At 70.3% G+C, this 2,964-nt stretch carries 1 protein-coding gene; it reads left to right on the top strand.

The window, feature by feature from the left end; all coding sequences use genetic code 11:
* Nucleotides 1-2,882 (top strand): type I polyketide synthase (locus D457_RS0131540; protein WP_017584659.1); only part of this gene is annotated, 2,882 nt, incomplete at its 5' end.
* Nucleotides 2,883-2,964: the final 82 nt, after the last annotated feature.

The following is a 2,964-nucleotide window of genomic DNA, read 5'->3' on the forward strand; positions in this document are numbered from 1 at the left end:
GCGTCGACCTGCCCCACTACGCCTTCCAACACACCCGCTACTGGCTGAAGCCCCAGACCACCACTGCGAACGCCAACACGCTGGGCCTCAACGCCACCGGCCACCCCCTGCTCGGCGCCGGAGTCGACATCGCCGACGGCCAGGGCACACTCCTCACGGGCCGGCTCTCCACGCACACCCACCCCTGGCTGGCGGACCACGCGGTCTGGGGATCGACGCTGGTCCCGGGCACCGGGCTGCTGGAGATGGCCCTGCGCGCCGGCCAGGAAGTGCACTGCCCGCACGTCGCGGAACTCACCCTGGCAGCCCCGCTGGTGCTGTCTGAGCGGGGCGGTGTCCTGATCCAGGTACGCGTGGGACCCCCCGACGACAACGGTGACCGAGGCATCACCATCCACTCCCGCCCCGACACGGACGAGGAGGAGGCCGGCAGCTGGTTGGTGAACGCGACCGGCACACTCAGTGAGACCGGTTCCCGGACCGGGGAGTCCGCGGTGGGCGACCTGTCCGCGTGGCCGCCCAAGGAGGCCACGGAGATCGACATCACCGGGGCCTACGACCGGCTCACCGAGTACGGGTACGCCTACGGCACCGCCTTCCGTAACCTGCGCCGGGTGTGGCGGGCGACCGACGGCGCCGTGTTGGCCGAGGTCACGCTCCCGGAAGAGAGTGGAGCCGAAGCGGGCAAGTACATCCTGCACCCGGCACTGCTGGACGCGGCCCTGCACCCGATGCTCCCGGGGATGGCCAGCGAGGGTGACGAGAACACCCGGCTTCCGTTCTCCTGGTCGGGTATTCGGGTGTTCTCGCCCGAGGCGTCCTCCCTCAGGGTCCGTTTGGAGATCAGCGGGGCCGAGACCGACTCGCCCGTCCTGGCCCTGACGGCCACGGACCCCACCGGTGCGCCCGTCCTTTCGGTCGACTCCCTGGCGCTGCGCACGCTGGACCGGTCAGCGCTCTCCCAGAAGTCCGACCTCCTGCGCAACGCGCTGTTCCACGTGGACTGGCAGCCTTTCGACACCGGGTCAGAGCGTGCTGACTCCGAGGCCACCGGCGCCTGGGCTGTGCTCGGAGCACCACCCGCCGGGCTGCTCGACGGAGCGGTGCGAGAGGTGGCCGTCCACCCCGACCTGGACTCCCTGCGCGCAGCGTCCGACGCGGAAGGCGCACCCGCCGTCGTCCTGCTGCCGGTACCGCACCAGGACGAGTACGGTGATGACACCCCCGCGAGGGTGAGCTCGGCCCTGAACGACCTGCGGTCGCTCATCTGCGCATGGCTCGCCGACGACCGCTTCGAGAAGACGCGTCTGGTGGTCCTCACCGAGGACGGGGTTGCGGCAGGGGGCGGCTCACCATCGGACCTGGTCGCCGCGAGCGCGTGGGGCCTGGTGCGCTCCGCGCAGAACGAGAACTCCGACCGCATCGCCCTGGTGGACATCGCGAACGGTAACCGCGATCCGCTCGCTCTCCTCGCCGGTGTCCTTGCCTCAGACGAGCCCCAGGCCGCGGTGCGCGACGACTCGGTCCTCGTCCCCAGGATGGCGAAGGCGGTCACCGGCAAGGATGAGGGCACGGCAGCGCAAGCGCGTTGGGACCAGGGCACCGTGGTGGTGACGGGTGCGACCGGCCTGCTCGGCAGCCTCATCACCCACCACCTGGCCACCAACCACGGCGCACGCCACTTCCTCCTCCTCAGCAGAAGCGGCAACAAGGCCCCCGGCGCCACCGAACTCCTCACCCGACTCGAAGCCACCGGAGCCACCGCCGAACTCCTCGCCTGCGACGCCGCCGACCGCACCGCACTCGCCGCAGCCCTGGACACCATCCCCGACCACCGCCCCCTCTCAGCCGTCGTCCACACCGCCGGCACCGTCGACGACGCCCTCTTCACCAACCTGACCGAAACACAACTCACCCAGGTCCTACGCCCCAAGGTCGACGCCGCCTGGAACCTCCACGAACTCACCCGCGACAAAAACCTCAACGCCTTCATCCTCTACTCCTCCCTCGCCGGAATCCTCGGCAACAGGGGACAGGCCAACTACGCCGCCGGCAACGCCTTCCTCGACGCCCTAGCCCAACACCGACACACCCAAGGGCTCCCCGCCCTCTCCCTCGCCTGGGGCCTTTGGGAGGAGGAAAGCAGCATCACCAGCGGTCTGACCGACGTCGACCGCAGCAGGCTGGCCAGATCCGGGCTGCTCCCGCTGTCCGAGGACGACGCCATGGCGCTGTTCGACGCGGGGCCCGGCACCGGGCACTCCGTGCTCGCGATCACTCGCATCGACACGGCGGCCCTGAGCGCACAGTCCTCACTGCCGTCCGTGGTGCTGCGCGGTCTGGTCCGCAGGCCCGCGCGGACGGCCGTCGCCCAGAGCGGACCGCCCCTGGCCGAGCGTCTGGCCGGGCTGGCCCCGGAGGACCGGGAGCGGGCGCTCACCGACCTGGTGCGTGCCTTCGTGGCGAGCGTCCTCGGCTACTCCGACGTGGGGTCGGTCGACCCGGACCGCGCGTTCCAGGAGCTGGGGTTCGACTCGCTGAGCTCCATGGAGCTGCGCGACCGGATCAACAAGGAGACCGGCCTGCGCCTGCCAGCGACCGTCGTCTTCGACTACCCCTCCTCCCAGGCCCTGGCCACCTACCTGATCGACCAGGTCGAGGTGAAGGAGCCCGGCGCCGGGTCCGCGCCCGTCCTCGGTGACCTCGAACGGCTCAAGGAGCGCATCGACTCCACCGGGGCGGCGTTCGACGCCGATCTGCGGCGTCAGGTCACCGACCAGCTCAACCGGATCCTCGACGCCGTCCGGGACGAAACTACCGACGACGACCTCGCCTCGGCGAGTGACGAGGAACTGTTCGCGTTCATCGACGGCGCCGAATAGCGGGACGGACCGAACCCGCACGCCCTGGTCTCTGGAGAAGGTGGAAAGCACGTGGCTGACGAGAAGGAACTCAGAGAGTACC

Origin of the sequence: Nocardiopsis valliformis DSM 45023 (assembly GCF_000340985.1) — a bacterium.
Taxonomy (GTDB): domain Bacteria; phylum Actinomycetota; class Actinomycetes; order Streptosporangiales; family Streptosporangiaceae; genus Nocardiopsis; species Nocardiopsis exhalans.